The organism is Streptomyces sp. GL_140, from assembly GCF_057834465.1.
This window is the reverse complement of the sequence record NZ_CM174404.1, coordinates 6,250,855-6,267,293: the sequence shown is the minus strand read 5'-3', so window position 1 is coordinate 6,267,293 and position 16,439 is coordinate 6,250,855. Positions and strand designations below refer to the sequence as shown.

General features: G+C 73.8%; 12 protein-coding genes. 3 read left to right on the top strand and 9 right to left on the bottom strand.

The annotated features are described in order from the left end of the window. The first annotated feature begins 309 nt into the window (after nucleotides 1-309). Nucleotides 310-3,252: an SCO5717 family growth-regulating ATPase gene (locus AC3IYJ_RS29575; protein ID WP_489397579.1), complete on the top strand. Its 2,943-nt coding sequence runs from the start codon at nucleotides 310-312 to the stop codon at nucleotides 3,250-3,252. A gap of 80 nt (nucleotides 3,253-3,332) precedes the next feature. On the opposite strand, the gene AC3IYJ_RS29570 is transcribed toward AC3IYJ_RS29575, so the two are convergent. From AC3IYJ_RS29570 to rimP, 9 genes are all read right to left on the bottom strand, one after another. Continuing rightward, nucleotides 3,333-4,289, bottom strand: coding sequence for a bifunctional riboflavin kinase/FAD synthetase (locus AC3IYJ_RS29570; RefSeq protein ID WP_489397578.1), 957 nt, complete (start codon nucleotides 4,287-4,289; stop codon nucleotides 3,333-3,335). Nucleotides 4,290-4,345: 56 nt separating this feature from the next. After that, entirely contained in the window at nucleotides 4,346-7,888 is a 3,543-nt protein-coding gene (locus AC3IYJ_RS29565; protein WP_489397577.1) for a serine protease, read from the bottom strand. A gap of 251 nt (nucleotides 7,889-8,139) precedes the next feature. Continuing rightward, the gene (gene truB / locus AC3IYJ_RS29560) at nucleotides 8,140-9,048 is read right to left on the bottom strand and encodes a tRNA pseudouridine(55) synthase TruB (RefSeq protein WP_489397576.1); all 909 of its coding nucleotides are present in this window, start codon (nucleotides 9,046-9,048) and stop codon (nucleotides 8,140-8,142) included. Beyond that, complete coding sequence (gene rbfA / locus AC3IYJ_RS29555) at nucleotides 9,045-9,500, bottom strand: 30S ribosome-binding factor RbfA (protein WP_330298869.1); 456 nt, start codon at nucleotides 9,498-9,500, stop codon at nucleotides 9,045-9,047. The genes truB and rbfA overlap by 4 nt, the downstream gene beginning before the upstream one ends. Before the next feature lie 28 nt (nucleotides 9,501-9,528). Beyond that, nucleotides 9,529-9,822, bottom strand: a complete 294-nt coding sequence (locus tag AC3IYJ_RS29550) for a DUF503 domain-containing protein (RefSeq protein WP_030161467.1) — start codon at nucleotides 9,820-9,822, stop codon at nucleotides 9,529-9,531. A gap of 160 nt (nucleotides 9,823-9,982) precedes the next feature. Next, nucleotides 9,983-13,135, bottom strand: a complete 3,153-nt coding sequence (gene infB, locus AC3IYJ_RS29545) for a translation initiation factor IF-2 (RefSeq protein WP_489397575.1) — start codon at nucleotides 13,133-13,135, stop codon at nucleotides 9,983-9,985. Nucleotides 13,136-13,305: 170 nt separating this feature from the next. After that, nucleotides 13,306-13,593, bottom strand: coding sequence for a YlxR family protein (locus AC3IYJ_RS29540; RefSeq protein ID WP_489397574.1), 288 nt, complete (start codon nucleotides 13,591-13,593; stop codon nucleotides 13,306-13,308). 103 nt (nucleotides 13,594-13,696) lie between these two features. Beyond that, entirely contained in the window at nucleotides 13,697-14,752 is a 1,056-nt protein-coding gene (nusA, locus tag AC3IYJ_RS29535; RefSeq protein ID WP_489397573.1) for a transcription termination factor NusA, read from the bottom strand. 2 nt (nucleotides 14,753-14,754) lie between these two features. Beyond that, entirely contained in the window at nucleotides 14,755-15,252 is a 498-nt protein-coding gene (gene rimP, locus AC3IYJ_RS29530) for a ribosome maturation factor RimP (RefSeq protein WP_489397572.1), read from the bottom strand. Nucleotides 15,253-15,419: 167 nt separating this feature from the next. On the opposite strand from rimP, the gene AC3IYJ_RS29525 reads away from it, so the two are divergent. Continuing rightward, entirely contained in the window at nucleotides 15,420-15,971 is a 552-nt protein-coding gene (locus tag AC3IYJ_RS29525; protein WP_489397571.1) for a hypothetical protein, read from the top strand. Further along, entirely contained in the window at nucleotides 15,968-16,423 is a 456-nt protein-coding gene (locus AC3IYJ_RS29520) for a ferritin-like domain-containing protein (RefSeq protein ID WP_489397570.1), read from the top strand. Before AC3IYJ_RS29525 ends, AC3IYJ_RS29520 begins: the two co-directional genes overlap by 4 nt. The last annotated feature ends 16 nt before the right edge of the window (nucleotides 16,424-16,439 follow it).

Sequence of the window (16,439 nt, the reverse complement as noted above, 5' to 3'; positions counted from 1 at the left end):
CGTCGGTTCCCGGGCCCGTCCGGTCGGCCCGGCGGAGATTCAGCCTCACGGGGGACGGGGAACCACGGACGGGCCGTGAGCGGGTGGAACGGCTCCGGGCCCGCGCGGGGCGGCACTTGGCGGCGACGCGCGGGGTGGCCGCCCCGCGCGGCCGACGGAGCGGCAGGATGGAAGCGGTCCGCGTCCCGTGGTCGACCTCGGGGAGCGGGCCGACGGGGGCGGATACTGGCTGCGGGGCGCGATTAGGCTGAGCGTCGGCGTGGCGTGGTGGTAGACGCCGGACCAGTGTTCGATAGACCAGGAGGACCAGTGAGCGGCGATCGGCACGAGAGGCGCGGCGGGACGTGGGACGTCCCGACGGACGATCAGTCCGACGCGGAGTCCGAGCTGACGGGCGAGTTCACCATCGACTACACGCCGCCGGCCTGGTACACCCAGGGCGCCGCGGCTCCGGCCGCCACGCCGGTCCCGGGTCTGCCCGAGGGCAGCGGCTTCGAACCCCACCGGCCGTCGGACCCGGTCGCACCGTCGACCATGCGGATCGCTCCGCCGGCTCCCCGCACGCCGTCGGACCCCCCGGCCCTGTCGGCCCCGACGGGCACGGAGCCCCCGCCGCCGCCGTACCTGAACACACCTCAGCCCATCGCCCCCGCCTACCCGGCTCCGGCCGCGCCGGCCCCGCCCTACGGCGTCCCGGCCGCGGGCGCGACCCCCGCCGAAGCGCCGTCCCACTCGGGCCATGCCCCGACCGCCCCCGCTCCGCTCGAGGGCCAGGGCCAGGCGGACGCGACGCCGTACGCGGGCGCGACCCCGGCGAACGCAGCGCCCAACGCGGGCGCGAACCCGACCGATGCAGCGCCCTACGCCGGCGCGACCCCCACCGGCTCCGGCTCGTACCCGGGGCAGGCGTCGGCCGACGCGGTGTCCCAGGTGGGCCGGGCCCCTGCGGAGGCAGCGCCTTACTCGGGCGCGACTGCCACCGACGCGGCCGCCTACCCGAGCCAGGCACCCGCCGACGCGGCACCGTACGCGGGCTCAGGCTCCGCCGACTCGGGCGCGCACCCGGGCCAGGCGCCGGCCGACGCGACGCCGGGGAGCACTGTCCCGGCCGACGCTGTCGCCGTGCCGTACCCGGGCGTGCCTTCGGCCGACGGTGCGGTCCTCGGCGGTTCGGCTCCGGCCGCGGTGCCGTACCCGGACGGTGCCGCCTCCGGCTCCGTGGACCGGACCCCGGCTCCGGCCGAGCCGGTGACGCCGTACCCGGGGGCCCCGCACGCCGGGGCCGCGGCTGCCGGACCGGTTCCGGCCGACGCGGAACCCCCGTACCGGGGCGGGTCCCTGCCCGACGCCACCGCTGCGGCCGGTCCGGCCCCGGACCCGGCTCCGGAGTACCCGGCCGCGCCGTCCTATCCGGCCGGCACCCCGGGCGATTCCGCATCCGGGGCCTTCGCCGACCGGGCTCCGGCCGAGGCCGTGTCCGAAGCCGCCGCGCCGCCGTACCCGGGCGCGGCTGCGGCCGACGGCGCGCCCTGGCCCGCGAAGACGCCTACTCCCGCCGCGGGGACGGCCGTTCCGGCCTCGCCGGCGCAGAGCCCGCTCGGGGTTTCCGCCCCGGCGCCGGACTCCCCCGCCGCAGTGCTCCCGGAGCCCCAGGACGCGGTGCCCGGCGCCGGACTTCCGGCGCTGCCCCCGGAGTTCCCGGCCTCCACCGCTCCGCAGCCCGGGTACGGATTCCCGCCCCCGGCCCAACAGCAGCCCGCCGGCTACGGGTTCCCCCCGCCCGCCCCGCAGCCGCACATCGCGCAGGCACCGCAGGACGGCTACGGGTTCCCGCCCGCGCAAGCACAGCCGCAACCGCAGCCGTACGCACCCCAGGCACCCCAGGCAGCCGGTCCCGCGCAGCCGTACCAGCCGCAGCCGCAGCCGCCGGAGGCAGCCGCCCCGTACACGGACCCCCGCACGGGCGGCCAGTGGCCGCACGGGCACGCACCGCAGCCCCCGCATGGTCCGGGACCGCAGGGTCCCCAGGCCGGCCACGACCCCCGCTACAGCGCCGCCCAGCCCTCCGGCGGCGCCCCGCTCGGCTACACCGCCGCCGTGGAGCTGTCCTCCGACCGCCTCCTCCGCGGCAAGCAGAAGCCGAAGAGCGGCAGCAACGCACCCGGCGGCGGCCTGTTCCGCTTCGGCGGCAAGGCGGCCGAAGCGGAGCGGCGGCGCAAGCTGGAGCTGATCCGTACCCCGGTCATGTCCTGCTACCGCATCGCCGTCATCAGCCTCAAGGGCGGCGTCGGCAAGACCACGACCACCACCGCCCTCGGCGCCACCCTCGCCACCGAGCGCCAGGACAAGATCCTGGCCATCGACGCGAACCCCGACGCCGGAACCCTCGGCCGCCGGGTGCGCCGCGAGACCGGGGCCACGATCCGGGACCTGGTCCAGGCGATCCCGTACCTCAACTCGTACATGGACATCCGGCGGTACACCTCCCAGGCCCCCTCGGGCCTGGAGATCATCGCCAACGACGTCGACCCGGCTGTTTCCACGACCTTCAACGACGAGGACTACCGCCGCGTCATAGAGACGCTCGGCCGCCAGTACCCGATCATCCTCACCGACTCGGGCACCGGCCTCCTCTACTCCGCGATGCGCGGCGTCCTGGACCTGGCCGATCAGCTGATCATCATCTCCACCCCGTCCGTGGACGGGGCGAGCAGCGCCAGCACCACCCTGGACTGGCTCTCCGCGCACGGGTACGCCGATCTCGTCTCGCGCTCCCTCACGGTGATCTCCGGGGTCCGCGAGACCGCAAAGATGATCAAGGTCGAGGACATCGTCCGGCACTTCGAGACCCGCTGCCGCGGCGTCGTGGTGGTCCCCTTCGACGACCACCTCGCGGCCGGTGCCGAGGTCGACCTGGACCTCCTTCGGCCCAAGACGCGCGAGGCGTACTTCAACCTCTCCGCCCTGGTCGCCGAGGACTTCGTCCGCGCGCAGCAGCAGGCACCCCAGAACCACTGGGCCCAACCCCAGCAAGCACAGCCCCAGCAAGCGCAGCCGCAGCAGGCACAGCCCCAGCAAGCACCGCCGCAGCCGGGACAGCCGCAGCAGCCCCAGCCCGGCGTGCCCTACGCCCAGCCCCAGCAGCCGCACCCGTACGCCCAGCAGCAGCCCTACCCGACCCCAGGCCAGCCCTGGCCGCAGCAGGCCCCGCCCCAGCCCGGTCAGCCGCCGCGCGACCCGCGCCTCGGCTGACGGGACCGCAGCAGCACGAAGGGCCCGTACCGTCCCCGGAAGATCCGGAGCGGTACGGGCCCTTCTGCGTTCCCTGCGCGTCAGCCCTCGGCGTCGTAGGACTCCGTCAGCACCCGGGAACGCTTCACGTCGTCCGCGATCGCGTCCAGCAGCCCGTCCAGCGACTCGAATTTCGCCATCCCCCGCACGTAGGCGAGGAAGTCGACGGTCACGTGCAGGCCGTACAGGTCCAGGCCCACCCGGTCGATCGCGTACGCCTCCACGGTCCGCTCGGTGGCGTCGAACTGCAGGTTCGTGCCCACCGAGATCGCCGCCGGCATCCGCTCGCCGTCCGCCGTGAGCCAGCCCGCGTACACCCCGTCCGCCGGGATGGCGGTGTGCGGCTGCGTCTCGACGTTGGCCGTCGGGTAGCCGAGCTCGCGCCCGCGCTGCGCTCCGCGCACCACCACGCCCTCGACCCGGTGCGGGCGGCCCAGGATCTCGGCCGCGCCCTCCATGTCGCCCTGGGCGACCAGCTTGCGGGCGAGCGTGGAGGAGAACGGCACTCCGCCGCCCGCCTCGCCGCGCTCCACCAGGTCGACGACCTCGACCTCGTAGTCGTAGGTGGCGCCCAGCTCGCGCAGGAACTCGACGTTGCCCGCGGCCTTGTGGCCGAAGCGGAAGTTGGGGCCCTCGATGACGGCGCGCGCGTGCAGCTTGTCGACGAGCACCTTCACGATGAAGTCGGCCGGGGACAGCTGCGAGAACTCCGCCGTGAAGGGCAGGATCAGCAGCGCGTCCACGCCCAGCCCGGCCATCAGTTCGGCACGCCGGTCGTACGGGGCCAGGATCGGCGGGTGGCTGCCGGGGCGGACGACTTCGCTCGGGTGCGGGCTGAAGGTCACGACGACGGAGGGAACGCCCAGCTCGCGCGCCTTGGCCACGGCCCGTCCGATGATCAGCTGATGACCCCGGTGCACGCCGTCGTAGGAGCCGATGGTGACGACGCTGCGTCCCCAGTCCTGGGGGATGTCCTCCAAGCCACGCCAGCGCTGCACTGTGACCGCTCCTCGCCCGAACCGTGTAGGCCCTGTCCTGGTTGCCGATTGCAGGTCTAAGACTGCCATGCCGGTGGCCGGGGCCCATCATCGGCGTCGGCCTGCCGCGAGGCGCTCGGACCGAGGGTCTCCACGGTCCGGCGCGCGCCCGGCCCGAGCAGCGCCGCCGCCTCGGCCGGAGCCTCCACCAGCCAGCGGGCGGCCAGCGCGCCGAAGGCCGGTTCGGCCCGCGCCAGCTCCACCGTGCGCAGCTCGAACACGGCCGGTCCGCCGGGCGTGCACAGCAGCCTGCGGCCCGTGCGGCGCAGCAGTTCCCGCGTACGGCCCTGCGGGCGCACGGCGGCTCCCGCCGCCAGCGCGCCCAGGAACGCGTCGAGCACCGCCGGATCGCACTCCTCGCGCAGCAGTACGTCGGCCAGCTCGCCCCGGAGCGTGTACGAGGCCTCCGTCCCCGGCGCGGCCAGTACGGCGGCCAGTGCGGCCCGCACCCCCGGCGGGCCGGTGCGCAGCAGCTCCAGCACGAGCGGGCGGAGCACGGGGGCGGCGGCCAGGCCCTGTTCGAGCCGCCGGTCCACGAACTCGGCGGCGTGCGGGGCGTCCTGCGGGTTCCGCGCCAGGTGCTCCCGTACGAGGTCACCCGCGCGGCGCGCCAGACCGGGCGTGGTCAGCGCGGCCAGCGCACGCACCACCTCCCCGTCGGCCCGGTCCCGCAGGGCCGCGAACACCGCGTCCGGGTCGGGCAGCACGGGCAGCGCGGCGACCAGCGCGGCGGCGGGCAGCCGTGTCGGGCGCTCGGGGTCGCGGAAACAGGCGAGGGCGTCGGGCAGGTGGCGGGCGCGCGCCCCGGGGTCGCGGAGCAGGATCCCGAGGGCGCTGCCGTGCAGGGTGGCGTCGTCGGGTCGGGCGAGCAGCGCCTCGGCGGAGTAGCGCAGCAGCTCGCGGTCGGCGGGGGTGCGCACGTGCGGGGCGGTGAGCAGCCCGTAGGCGGCGGCCGCGACCCGGCGGCCGGGCCGGGCGTCGTGGGCCCAGCGGTCCACGGCCCGGCAGAGCGCGGAGGGCTCGTCCTCGGCGAGCACGGCGAGCAGTTCGTCGGCGCGGGGGTGCGCGGCGGCGACGAGCGCCTCCGCGAGGTCGTCGACGGCGAGCTGCCGGTGGGTGTGCAGGAGCGCCTGCGCGGCGGTGGCGACGGTGGCCCCGGGCCGCCCGGACAGCCGCCGCTCGTCCGCGAACCAGCCGCAGAGCAGCGGCTGCACGAGCCGTGGTGCCCGGACGAGCCGCCGGGCGGCGGCGTCGAGGTACCGGTGGTCGCGGGCCGTCAGCCGCCGCAACAGGTCGAAGCGGTCCTCCTCGGCCAGCCGCAGGCGGTTCCAGAACCACCCGCCGAAGTCCTCCCGGGGCGGGTCGGCGGGCTGTGCCCGCTGCCGCGGATCGGTCACGTGCTCGGCGAGGGCGTGCAGGAGGGGGAGGTGTTCGGTGGCGTCGGGGGCGTGGAGCAGGATCTCGCGCACCAGCCGGCCGGCCCACCACCGGATCTCGGGATCGGTGGCGCCGTCGAGTACGGCGACGAGCCGTGCGAGCGCCACCGCGGCCTCGTCGCGCGGGAGCCGCAGCAGGGCTTCCAGCACGGGTCCGATGCGGTGGCGGGGAACGCCCCGGCCCAGGGTGTCGAGGGTCGCCAGGGCGGCGGGGAGGTCCAGGTGACCGGATTGCAGCCAGTCGGAGAGTTCCTCGTGCGCGAAGCGGTAGCCCTCGCCGGCGGGCACCAGCAGCCCCTCTGTGAGCACGGCGGAGGCCCAGCCGGTGCGCCACGGGAACAGTTCTTCGAAGCCGGCCCGGTCCAGCTGCCCCTGTCCCGGACCCAGGCAGCGGCGCGCGGCCTCGTGCACCCGCCCCGCCACCCGCGCGGCCAGCCTCCCCACCCCGGGCCCGTACACCCCGGCCTCCTCCCCCGCCGTCGGGAGTGCCGCGCAGACGCGGACGGCGATCCGCAGGCACAGCAGGTCCAGGTGGGCCGCGAAGACCTCGTCGCGGGCCGGGCGCCCGGTGGTGACCCCGGCGGCGCGGACGTCCGCGAGGAGGCGCAGCGTGAGCGGGTGGCGGGCGTCGGCTCCGTCGACCGCGTCGGCCGGGATGCCCAGGCGGGTCCGGGCCAGTGCGGCCTCGTCCGGGGTGAGATCGCCGATCGGGAGCGCGGGCGGCAGCCGCCGGGCCGGCCGGGCCGGGACGTGCAGCAGCTGCGGCGGGTACAGGGCTCCGGCCGACTCCCAGTGCTCGGGCCGGGCGGCGAGGACCAGGCGGACGCCGGCCGCCCGGAGCCAGCCGGCGGTGGCCCCGGTCCACGGTCCGAGGCCGTGCGCGAGCCGCGGGGGCATCTCCTCGGGCGAATCCAGCACGACGAGCAGCCCCCGCCCGGCGAGGGCCGCCACCTCGGCGACGGCCGAAGCCTCCCCGGCGGCTGCCGGGGCCCGGTCCGCGGCCGAAGCCTCCCCTGCGGCAGGCGGGACCCGGTCCGTGGCCGGGGTCGCCCCGGAGGCGGCCGGGGCGGCCTCCGGCATGGCCGGGACCGCCTCGGAGGTGACCCGGGTCGCCCGGGGCGTCGTCCCGGGGCCCGGCACCGACAGGATGCGGCCCGCCTCCGTCAGGGCGCGTGCCACCGCGTCGGCCAGTGAGGTGTCGCCGGTCCGCAGGTCGGCGCCGCGGAGCCAGAGGGTGGGGGCCGGGTGGGGGCCGAGGGTGCGGCGCAGGGCCAGGGCGGACAGGGCCGAGGTGCGGCCGGTGCCGGGGCGGCCCACCAGGGCCAGGACCGGGCGGTCCCCGGTCGCGAAGGCGTCCAGTTCGGCGGCGGTGTCCGGGCGGTCCACCAGTTCCGGGCCGCGCGCCGCGAAGGCCGCGCCCAGGGTGGTTCCGGTGAGCTGGAGGACTCCGGCGAGGTTGAGGTCGGCGCCGTGGCCCGGCACGGTGGCGGCGTTGCGCCGCAGCAGTGCGGCGAGGGGCCCGCCGGGATCGGCGGCCGCGGCCGCCGCGAGCGGCACCGCGAATCCGCCGGAGCGGTGCTCCGCCCGCAGAGCGGTGGCCAGGACCGCGAGCACTGCTCCGGTTCCGGCGTCGAGCACGGGGCCGCCGCACGCCTCCCCGCCCAGCCGCAGCGCGTCCTGCCCGTCGGTCCCGATGGCCAGTTCCAGGGCCGCCGGCAGCACGTGGCACCCGGCCGCCGCCGGATAGGTGGCCTCGGCCCCGCCCAGCACCCGCGCCTGCCGCCATCCCCGCGCTCGGAGCCGTACGTAGGTCCCGGGTGCGATCGCCGGGCGAAGCGCCACCGGCAGCGGCCGTACCCCGAGCCCGTCACTGCGTACGAGCGCCAGCCCGAGCTCCGGCAGGGCCGTCACGTCCGAGGCCCCCGCCAGCCACGTCCGCTCCGGGGCCCGGGGATCCGTGCCCGTGCCCGTGCCCGTACCGGTCCCGGTCCCGCTCAGGACCAGCCGGGAGAGTCCGTCCACGGCCGCGTGGCTGGTCACCACCGTCCCGCAGTCGTCTGCGACGAAGCCGCTGCCCCGTGGCCGACCGGCGAGATCGCAGATCCTGATCAGCTCCGCCGTCACCGCACCACTCCCCGCCGCGCGCGCCCCGTGGTGACGACGGTATGCAGGTGAAGATCAGCGGGAAAAGCACGCGAGGCGAAAGCGCCCCCTTACGCTCCCTCCATTCACTCCGAGCGCCTGCTCGGACGGGTGAATAAGGGGGTCCGGGTGGATAGAGACCTACCCGAGGGGGGTCGTGGAGCGGTGAGCAGCAGTCCATGTGCGCTCACCGCTCCACGTCAACATCAACCGGCCGTCCGGCCGTCCGGACGTCAGACGAAGACCGCCAGGGACTTCGCCTTGCCGCCCTTGCTCTCCACGAGTCCGAGCAGCTCGCCGCCCGGCCCGTAGACCGCGATGGCCTTGCCGGATTCGTACTCCTCCGGCATCTCCAGGCGCACGCCGTTCGCCAGCAGCGACGCCCGTCGGGCGTCCAGGTCCCAGCGCGGGAACGCCGCGGCGGCCGCATCGCCGATCGGCATGACGGTCAGCTCCTCCTGGAGCTGGTCCAGCGTGCGCGCCCGGTCGATCTTGTACGGGCCCACCCGCGTGCGCCGCAGTGCCGTGAGGTGCCCGCCGACGCCGAGGTCGGCGCCGAGGTCACGGGCGAGCGCGCGGATGTACGTACCGCTGGAGCAGACGACGGAGACGATCAGGTCGACGACCTTGGTGCCGTCCTCGGCCTCGGCCTCGCGCATGTCGTACACCTGGAACGAGGAGACGGTCACCGGACGGGCCGGGATCTCGAAGTCCTCGCCGTCGCGTGCGCGCTTGTAGGAGCGCACGCCCTTGATCTTGATGGCGCTGACCTTGGACGGGACCTGCATGATCTCGCCGGTCAGCTTGGCGATGCCCGCGTCCACGCCCTCGCGGGTGACCCCGGTGGCATCGGCCGAGGAGAGGATCTCGCCTTCGGCGTCGTCCGTCAGGGTGTTCTGGCCGAGCCGGATGGTGCCGAGGTACTCCTTCTCCGTGAGCGCGAGGTGGCCCAGAAGCTTGGTGGCCTTCTCGACGCCCAGGACGAGTACGCCCGTGGCCATCGGGTCCAGCGTGCCGGCGTGGCCGACGCGGCGGGTCTTGGCGATCCCGCGCATCTTGGCTACCACGTCGTGCGAAGTGAAGCCGGACGGCTTGTCGACAATGACCAAGCCGTCCGGAGTCTTCCCTGCGTTGGTGCTCATTCGGCGACTGCGTCCCCGTCTTCTTCGTCCTCTTCGGGCTTCTTGTACGGGTCGGCGTCGCCGGCGTACTTCGCGCCGGAGGACACCTCGCGCACCTGGGCGTCGGAGGTACGCGCCTTCTCGAGGAGTTCCTCGATGCTCTTGGCGGTCTCCGGGAGTGCGTCCGCCACGAAGGTCAGGGTCGGCGTGAACTTGGTCTGTGCCGCCCGGCCGACCGCGGAGCGCAGTACGCCCTTGGCGCTCTCCAGGCCCGCTGCCGCACTGATCCGGGCCTCGTCGTCCCCGTAGACCGTGTAGAAGACCGTGGCCTCCCGCAGATCGCCGGTGACCCGGGTGTCCGTGATGGTCACGTGCGTACCGAGGCGGGGGTCCTTGACACCGCGCTGCAGCTTCTCGGCCACCACCTCCCGGATGAGGTCCGCCAGCTTCTTCGCCCGCGCATTGTCGGCCACTGGTCCGTCTCCTTCTTATGTCTTGCAGTCAGTCTTCATCACCGTGCAGCCGCCGTCGTACCGACAGCAGCTCCACTTCCGGACGTGCCGCGACCAGCCGCTCGCAGCGGTCCAGTACATCCGAGAGGAACCCCGTGTCCCCACTCACCAGAGCGACCCCTATACGGGCCCTGCGGTGCAGGTCCTGGTCGCCCACTTCGGCCGCGCTCACAGAGAACTTGCGCTGGAGCTCGGCCACGATGGGCCGGACGACGGAGCGTTTCTCCTTCAGCGAGTGAACGTCGCCGAGGAGCAGATCGAAGGACAGAGTCCCCACGTACATGCAGTTCCGGATATCCCGCCGGTGCGGGTTCGGTGGCCTGCCGGCCGTCGCGCGGCAGGGTCACCAGAACCGTACACGCAACGGCCGGGGCCGATCGACGGATATTCCGCCGACCGGCCCCGGTGTTACGCGTTACGACACGGTGCGAACCGCCTGGCGCTTACGCGCGCGGCTTCTCGCGCATCTCGTACGTCGCGATGACGTCGTCGATCTTGATGTCGTTGTAGGAACCGAGGTTGATACCACCCTCGAAGCCTTCGCGGATCTCGGTGACGTCGTCCTTGAAGCGGCGCAGACCGGAGATGGTGAGGCTCTCGGCGATGACCTTGCCATCGCGCAGGAGCCGCGCCTTGGTGTTGCGCTTGACCTCGCCGGAGCGGATGAGAACACCCGCGATGTTGCCCAGCTTGGACGAGCGGAAGACCTCGCGGACCTCCGCCGTACCGAGCTCGACCTCTTCGTACTCCGGCTTGAGCAGACCCTTGAGGGCCGCCTCGATCTCCTCGATGGCCTGGTAGATCACCGAGTAGTAGCGGACGTCGACACCCTCGCGGTCCGCCATCTGCGCGGCACGGCCGGCCGCACGGACGTTGTAACCGATGACGATGGCGTCGGAGCCCATCGCCAGCGAGATGTCCGACTCGGTGACCGCACCCACACCGCGGTGCAGGACGCGGATGTCGACCTCTTCGCCGACGTCGAGCTGGAGCAGCGAGGACTCGAGAGCCTCGACCGCACCGGACGCGTCGCCCTTGATGATGAGGTTGAGTTCCTGGACGAGACCGGCCTTGAGGACCGAGTCGAGGTCTTCCAGGGACACCCGGCGGACGCGCTTGGCGAAGTTGGCGTTGCGCTCACGCGCAGCACGCTTCTCGGCGATCTGACGGGCGGTGCGGTCCTCGTCGACGACGAGGAAGTTGTCGCCGGCGCCGGGGACGTTGGTGAGACCCAGGACCAGGACGGGGGTCGACGGACCCGCTTCCTCGACGTTGTTGCCCTTGTCGTCGAGCATGGCGCGCACTCGGCCGTAGGCGTCGCCCACGACCATCGTGTCGCCGACGCGGAGGGTACCGCGCTGGACGAGGACGGTGGCGACGGCACCGCGGCCGCGGTCGAGGTGGGACTCGATCGCAATACCCTGAGCGTCCTGCTCCGGGTTGGCGCGCAGGTCGAGCGAGGCGTCGGCGGTGAGGACGACGGCCTCGAGCAGGGAGTCGATGTGCAGACCCTGCTTGGCGGAGATGTCGACGAACATCGTGTCGCCGCCGTACTCCTCGGCGACCAGACCGAACTCGGTGAGCTGACCGCGCACCTTGACCGGGTCGGCACCCTCGACGTCGATCTTGTTGACCGCGACGACGATCGGAACGCCGGCGGCCTTGGCGTGGTTGAGCGCCTCGATCGTCTGCGGCATCACGCCGTCGTTGGCCGCGACCACGAGGATCGCGATGTCGGTCGACTTGGCACCACGGGCACGCATGGCGGTGAACGCCTCGTGACCCGGGGTGTCGATGAAGGTGATCTTGCGCTCTTCACCGTTGACCTCGGTACCGACCTGGTACGCACCGATGTGCTGCGTGATGCCACCGGCCTCGCCCGCAACGACGTTCGTCTTGCGGATGGCGTCGAGCAGTCGGGTCTTACCGTGGTCGACGTGACCCATGACGGTCACGACCGGCGGACGCGGCATGAGGAATTCCTCGCCGCCCTCGTCCTCGCCGAACTCGATGTCGAAGCCCTCGAGGAGCTCGCGGTCCTCTTCCTCCGGGCTGACGATCTGAACGACGTAGTTCATCTCGCCGGCCAGCATTTCGAGGGTCTCGTCGGAGACGGACTGCGTGGCAGTGACCATCTCGCCGAGGTTCATCATCACGGCGACGAGCGACGCCGGGTTGGCGTTGATCTTCTCCGCGAAGTCGGTGAGCGAGGCACCACGCGACAGGCGAACGGTCTCGCCGTGGCCGCGGGGCAGCATCACGCCGCCGACGGACGGGGCCTGCATGGCCTCGTACTCCTGGCGACGCTGGCGCTTGGACTTGCGACCACGACGCGCCGGACCACCCGGACGACCGAAGGCACCCTGCGTGCCACCACGGGCACCGGGACCACCGGGACGCCCGCCGAAGCCGGGACGACCGCCGCCACCGGCACCGGCCGGACCGCCGCCGAAGCCGCCACCACCGGGACGGGGACCACCGAAGCCGCCACCGCCGCCGGGACGGGAGCCCGGACCGGCCGGACGACCGGCGAAGCCGCCGCCCGCGGGACGACCCGCGCCACCGGCACCGCCGGGACGGGGACCACCGGCACCGGGACCACGGCCACCGGGGCCGCCACCGGGACGGGGACCGGGACCACCGGCAGCGGGACGCTGCGGCATCATGCCCGGGTTGGGACGGTTACCGCCGGGAGCACCACCGGGACGCGGGGCGCCGCCCTGCGGACGGGGCATGCCACCGGGGGTCGGACGACCGGCACCCTGACCCTGCGGACGCGGGGCGCCGCCGGGGCCGCCCTGCGGACGGGGAGCACCCTGGCCGCCACCGGCGCCGGGGGCACCGGGACGCGGAGCGCCGGCCGGACGGGGCGCCTGCGGGCGCGCCATACCGGTGGAGCCACCAGAGGTGAACGGGTTGTTGCCCGGACGGGGACCGGCCGGACGGGCGCCCTGCGGACGCGGAGCCTGGGCACCGGGACCGGCGGGACGCTCGGCACGCGCCGGAGCGGCACCGGCCGGACGCGGGGCGCCGGGACGGGCGCCGCCCTGGGCAGCCGGACGCTCGGGGCGCTGCTGCGCCGGACGCGGGCCGGGGGTGGCGCCGGGACCGGCGGGACGGTCGGTGCGCGCCGGCGCCGCGGCGGCCGGAGCCGCCGGAGGCGCGGAGAACTCGGTCGCCACGGGAGCCGCCGGAGCGGGCTTCGGGGCGGCCGGAGCCTTGGGACCGGGACGCGGGCCGCCTGCGGCGGGGGCCGGGGTCACCGGGGCGGGCGCAGCGGCGGCCGGGGCCTCCGCGACGACCGGCTTGGGGGCCGGGGCGCCGGGCTTCGGCGCCGCGGGACGTGCAACGGCACCCGGGGTGGGAACCCCGGGCTTCGCGGGGGCGGCCTTGCGGGGCTCGCCCGGCTTCGCAGCGGGCTTGCCGGCGTTGCCGCCGGGCCCCTGCAATGCATCGGTCAACTTGCGTACAACCGGCGCCTCGATCGTCGAGGACGCCGAACGGACGAACTCACCGAGTTCCTGGAGCTTGGCCATGACGACCTTGCTCTCAACTCCGAACTCCTTGGCGAGTTCGTATACCCGGACCTTAGCCACTTCGCTCCTTTTAGGTCCGGGTTACGCCGGACCGTCTCTACTTCATGCTCGTACTCATCGCGTACTCATCGAGGGGTGCTCATCGCAATCTCGACCTACTTCCAACTCGCGAGGTACCTGACCGCACAGTGAATCCGTGCCGTACTACGTGCTTCTGAACTGCGTGCTACTTACGGTGTCGCCTCGGCCTCGGCGGCCATGGCATTGCGCAGGCCAGCCGTGTCGAGCGCTCCCGTGGACCGAAAGGCCCGGGGGAACGCCCTGCGGCGGACCGCCTGATCGAGGCAGACCAGGGCGGGGTGCACGTAGGCACCCCGGCCGGGCAGCGTACCGCGTGGATCGGAGACGCATTCGTCACCGATCGCCACGATGCGCAGCAGATCGCTCTTGGCCGCTCGCTCCCGGCACCCGATACAGGTGCGTTCGGGGCATGCGCGGGCTTGCGTCCGGCCAGACACGGTTCAGTCTACCTCCCCGTACCGACCTCACCCCTTCGGGCGAAAAATCGAACGGACGTTGTGTTTCTGTCTACCGTCCGGACAGCTCCGGGCGGTACCGGTTTTATTCCCCGCGACGGTCGTCGCGGCGGTCGTCCCGCCGGTCACGGTCGCCACCGCGGTCACGGTCGTCCTCGTCCGAGGGCTGCTCCGTGTCCGGACGGATGTCGATCCGCCAGCCGGTGAGGCGCGCGGCGAGGCGGGCGTTCTGGCCCTCCTTGCCGATGGCCAGCGACAGCTGGTAGTCGGGCACGGTCACCCGCGCGGAGCGGGTGTCCCAGTCCACGACCTCGACCTTGCTCACCCGGGCGGGTGACAGGGCGTTGGCGACCATCTCCGCCGGGTCGTCCGACCAGTCGACGATGTCGATCTTCTCGCCGTGCAGCTCGGCCATCACGTTGCGCACGCGGCTGCCCATCGGGCCGATGCAGGCGCCCTTCGGGTTGAGGCCGGAGCGGGTGGACCGGACCGCGATCTTGGTGCGGTGACCGGCCTCACGGGCGATCGCGCAGATCTCGACGCTGCCGTCGGCGATCTCCGGGACCTCCAGGGCGAACAGCTTCTTCACCAGGTTCGGGTGGGTGCGCGACAGGGTCACGGACGGACCGCGGACACCCTTCGCCACCCGCACGACGTACGCCTTGATGCGCAGGCCGTGCGTGTACTCCTCACCGGGCACCTGCTCCTGCACCGGCAGGATGGCTTCCAGCTTGCCGATGTCGATCAGGACGTTCTTCGGGTCCTTGCCCTGCTGGACCACGCCGGTGATGACGTCGCCCTCACGGCCCAGGAACTCGCCGAAAGTCAGGTCGTCCTCGGCGTCGCGCAGACGCTGGAGGATCACCTGCTTGGCGGTCGTCGCGGCGATGCGGCCGAAGTCCGACGGGGTGTCGTCGAACTCCTTGGCCTCCTGGCCCTCTTCCAGGTCCCTCGGGTCCTCGGTCGCCCACACGATCACGTGACCGTTGGTGCGGTCGAGCACGACGCGTGCGCGCCGGAAGCTTCCCTCGGTGCGGTGGTACGCGATGAGGAGGGCCGACTCGATAGCCTCGACGAGCAGGTCGAAGGAGATCTCCTTCTCCCGGACCAGACCCCGCAGGGCACTCATGTCGATGTCCACGGCTACGCCTCCTCTTCCTTCTTGTCCTTGCGGTTGAACTCGATCTCGACACGCGCCTTGGCGATGTCGGTGAATGCGATGCGCCGGGCGGTCGCCTTGCGGCCCTTCACGCCCGGGACTTCGAGGTCCATGCCCTCGTCGTCCACGTCGAGAATGCGGGCGATCAGTTCCCCGCCGTCCTCGGTCTGGAACTTCACGAGACGGCCGGTCGCCCGGATGTAGTGACGGTGCTCGGTCAGCGGGCGGTCCGCGCCCGGCGAGCTCACCTCGAGGACGTACTCGTCCTCACCCATCGCGTCGGTCTCGTCCAGCAGGTCCGAGACCTCGCGGCTCAGCTCGGCACACGCGTCCAGCTCCACGCCTTCGTCGGAATCCACGATGATCCGCAGCATCCGACGCTTGCCCGCCTTGGACGTCTCGATTTCCTCGAGGTCCAGGCCCTTGGCAGCGACCAGCGGCTCCAGCAATCCGCGCAGCCTGTCGCTCTGGGTGGTGCTCATCCGGGTGACTCCTCGGCCGCGTGTGCTGTTGTGGTTTCCGTCGTGTGTCAGGTCAAAGGGTATCCGGTCGCGGGGGGTGTTGCCGTCCGCCCTGTGGACAGGGCCCCGGGTACCGTGATCACCACCTGCCCCGCCCCGAGCCCAGCCGACACCCCAAGGACGTCCCCGTGCCCTCGATCATGCCGTCGCGAAGAAGCCTGCTCGCCGGTGCCGCGGGCATCACCGGCGCCGCGCTGCTCAGCGGTTGCTCCGACGGGGGCCCGCCAGAGGCAGAGTCCGAGATTCCACTCGAACGGCGGATGCGTCAGACGGCCGTACGTGACAGCGCGCGACTGCTGGAACGTTACGACGCCACGAGCGCGGCCCACCCGGACCTCGCCGAACGCCTCGGCCCGCTGCGGGCCTCGGTCGCCGCGCACGCCGCGGCCCTCGCCGCCGATCCGACGGCGTCCCCCTCGCCGTCCCGCTCCCGGGGCTCCTCCCCCTCGGCCTCCGCGTCCGCCGCGGTCTCCCCCGCACCCGGCCCCGAGCCGGTGCCGGCGAAGCCCGCCGAGGCTCTGGCCGAGCTCGCGGACGCCGAGCGGAGCCTGGCCGAGGCCCGGACGATCTCGCTGGCCGGGGCGCCCGGGGAGCTGGCCCGGATGCTGGCCTCGCTGGCCGCCTGTGGCCGCGTACACGCCTACCTGCTGACCTCGACCCCGCCGGGAGCCGCATCGTGAGTTCCGAACCCACCCCCGCCGGGCAGGTCCTGGAGGCCGCTCAGGCCGCGCTCGCCGCCGAGCACGCGGCCGCGTACGGCTACGGAGTCATCGGTGCCCGGGCCGCGGCCGCCCGCGCCGCCGAGGCCCGCGAGGCGTACGGGGGCCACCTGGCGCGCCGCGACGCGCTCGCCCGCACCGTGCGCGAGCTGGGCGGTTCGCCCCGGCCGGCCGAGGCGGCGTACACCCTGCCGTTCGCGGTGCGCACGCCCGCCGACGCCGAGCGGCTGGCCGCCGGGATAGAGGACCGGGTGGCCGGCGCGTACTCCGATCTGGTGCGGGCCGCGGAGGGCCCGTTGCGCCGCGAGGCGGCCGACGCGTTGAGCGCCGCGGCCGTGCGCGCGGCACGCTGGCGTGGTGTCGGCGTAGCCTTCCCTGGGCTCACGGAACGCGCTGACGCAGCGCAGAGGTAGCGCGCGACCACGCGCG